The organism is Pseudomonas sp. CAN1 (genome assembly GCF_030462585.1).
Lineage (GTDB): Bacteria > Pseudomonadota > Gammaproteobacteria > Pseudomonadales > Pseudomonadaceae > Pseudomonas.
In genome coordinates this window covers 1-1,947 of sequence record NZ_JASMRU010000088.1, presented here as the reverse complement: position 1 = coordinate 1,947, position 1,947 = coordinate 1, and the positions used below count along the sequence as shown (strand labels likewise).

Annotated in this window: 5 protein-coding genes and 1 pseudogene; 5 read left to right on the top strand and 1 reads right to left on the bottom strand. The window is 64.2% G+C overall.

Features of this window, described 5'->3' with window-relative positions; translation table 11 throughout:
• The 4 genes from QO207_RS31410 to QO207_RS31395 all read left to right on the top strand — a co-directional run.
• Positions 1-245: hypothetical protein (locus tag QO207_RS31410; RefSeq protein ID WP_301536132.1), on the top strand; the 245-nt coding region annotated here is incomplete at its 5' end.
• 4 nt (positions 246-249) lie between these two features.
• Positions 250-438, top strand: a complete 189-nt coding sequence (locus tag QO207_RS31405) for a hypothetical protein (protein ID WP_301536116.1) — start codon at positions 250-252, stop codon at positions 436-438.
• A gap of 8 nt (positions 439-446) precedes the next feature.
• Positions 447-947 carry a DUF1804 family protein gene (locus QO207_RS31400; protein ID WP_301536131.1) on the top strand — a complete coding sequence of 167 codons (501 nt, stop codon included), beginning with the start codon at positions 447-449 and terminating at the stop codon, positions 945-947.
• Positions 947-1,156, top strand: coding sequence for a hypothetical protein (locus QO207_RS31395; RefSeq protein ID WP_301536130.1), 210 nt, complete (start codon positions 947-949; stop codon positions 1,154-1,156). Before QO207_RS31400 ends, QO207_RS31395 begins: the two co-directional genes overlap by 1 nt.
• Here QO207_RS31395 and QO207_RS31390 read toward each other — a convergent pair.
• Positions 1,143-1,385 carry a hypothetical protein gene (locus QO207_RS31390; protein WP_301536129.1) on the bottom strand — a complete coding sequence of 81 codons (243 nt, stop codon included), beginning with the start codon at positions 1,383-1,385 and terminating at the stop codon, positions 1,143-1,145. The two genes, QO207_RS31395 and QO207_RS31390, sit on opposite strands and share 14 nt — an antisense overlap.
• A gap of 29 nt (positions 1,386-1,414) precedes the next feature.
• Here QO207_RS31390 and QO207_RS31385 point away from each other — a divergent pair.
• Positions 1,415-1,947 (top strand): annotated as a pseudogene (locus QO207_RS31385) (hypothetical protein); the annotation flags it as partial.

Below are 1,947 nucleotides of genomic sequence, written 5' to 3'. Positions count from 1 at the left end.
CGAAACGGCTGCTGACCGCGCTGCCTGTCGCTTTCCTGCTGACGTCATGCAGCAGCTCGAAACCGCCCGCCAGCGGGCTGCCAAAGCTACTACCAGCGGCCTTGGCTCAACCGTGCCCGACCCCGGTGGCGGCGGCTGACGACAGCGCCGATGCCGCCTTGCTCACCCTGAAACAGCTCTACGACCAATACGGCCTCTGTGCCGGCCTGCACTGGGACACCGTGCAACACCTTCAAAAGGACTGATCCGATGACCGAGAAGAAGAACTCCCCCGAGTACGACCTGCTGCAACGCATCGACGGCCGCCTGGAGCGCTTCGAAGAGCGCTTCCCTCAGATCGAGCGCAAGGCGGTCCTGTATGGCTCGGCAGCCGGTGCGCTGGCTGGTGGTCTGGTTGCCTGCGGCCTGGCCGTGGCGCGTATGAAGCTCGGCATCTGAGGTAGCCCATGGCGCACCCCAAAGAAACCCGCGACGCCCTGCGCCGTGCCTTTGTCTTCGACCGCCAGAGCCTGGAGGTCGCGGCCGCCATGTTCGGCGTCTCCTATGGCACTGCCAGGCGCTGGAAACAGCAGGCGGAATCCGAGGGGGATAACTGGGACAAGGCGCAGTCGGCGCAGCTGCTGGCCGGTGGCGGTCTGGAGGAAGTAGCGCGCCAGGTGCTGTCCGGCCTGGTCATGCAGTTCCAGGCGACCATGGAAGCCATCCAGGTGGACGCCGAAATCAAGCCGGCCGTGAAGGTGCAACTGCTCGCCAGCCTGGCCGACGCCTACAACAAGACGGTCAGCGCGTCCAAGCGCGTCCTGCCCGAAACCTCGGCGCTGGCCACCGCCATGGAGGTGCTCCAGCGCCTGGCCAGTTTCATCCGTGAGCGGTTCCCGCAACACGCCCAGGCGTTCGCCGAGGTGCTGGAGCCGTTTGGGGAAGTCATTGCAAAGGAGATTGGATGATGTCGATTAGCCAAGAAAGCCCGAAAGTGCTCGCGGTATGTGCTGACGGTTCGATGGAGCTGCGGCCGCAAACTGGCAGCGGCGCTGTCGTCCTCTGTGACATGGATCGCTCTGGGGCAGAGAGTGCGGCTGAAAAAAAGCCCACCTCGGCCGCAAGCCTGGTGGGCGTGGTGGGAGCCCTGGACGTTAAACGCTTTATTGGCCTGTGAGGCGTTTCTGCATGGCCTCTTTAACCCAGCCGATCACCTCGGGATTCAGTTCCGCCGGTAGGTCGTCGAAGTTCTTCTCCATCGCCGCCTCGATCTCCTTCCGGGCCTCCTCGCTCTTACCCAGCGCCTCCGTCAGGGACAGCAGGCCACGGGCCAGGCCCGCTATCAATGAGTCGCGGTCCTTGATCCGGTCCATTTCCTCGACGCCCAAAACCAATGGCTCTTCCATCTTGACGCTCCATGTGTTGGCTAAGACCCATGAAGACTAACACCAAGGACTTCCTGGCCGATATCGCCCAGCTTGCGGGCAATTTTCGCCGCCAGATCGAGGCCGAGGTCGCGGGCTTCGACCCGGACCCGAAGGCCAGCGCCGCGCGGCGCGAGCGGGCCAGCAACGACTACGAGTACTTCGCCCGTACCTACTTCCCCCATTACGTGAAGCGCGGCAATGCGCTGCTGCACGACTACCTGTACAAGCGTCTGCCCGAGCTGGTCGACCACCCGGACGGCCAGCACGAAGCCATTGCAGCCCCGCGTGGCAACGCCAAGTCCACCCTGGTCAGCCAGATTTTCGTCATCTGGTGCACGGTCACCGGCCGCAAGCACTACCCGCTGATCGTCATGGACGCTTTCGAGCAGGCCGCCACGATGCTGGAGGCCATCAAGGCGGAACTGGAGTTCAACCCGCGCTTGGCCATGGACTTCCCCCAGGGCGCCGGTAAGGGCCGCGTCTGGCAGGTCGGCACCATCGTCACGGCCAACGACGCCAAGGTCCAGGTCTTCGGCTCCGG

Bases quoted from the DNA above. Each gene is read 5' to 3' on its own strand.
- QO207_RS31395 (WP_301536130.1), top strand. From the start codon at position 947: ATGTCGATTAGCCAAGAAAGCCCGAAAGTGCTCGCGGTATGTGCTGAC.
- QO207_RS31390 (WP_301536129.1), bottom strand. From the start codon at position 1,385: ATGGAAGAGCCATTGGTTTTGGGCGTCGAGGAAATGGACCGGATCAAG.
- QO207_RS31405 (WP_301536116.1), top strand. From the start codon at position 250: ATGACCGAGAAGAAGAACTCCCCCGAGTACGACCTGCTGCAACGCATC.
- QO207_RS31400 (WP_301536131.1), top strand. From the start codon at position 447: ATGGCGCACCCCAAAGAAACCCGCGACGCCCTGCGCCGTGCCTTTGTC.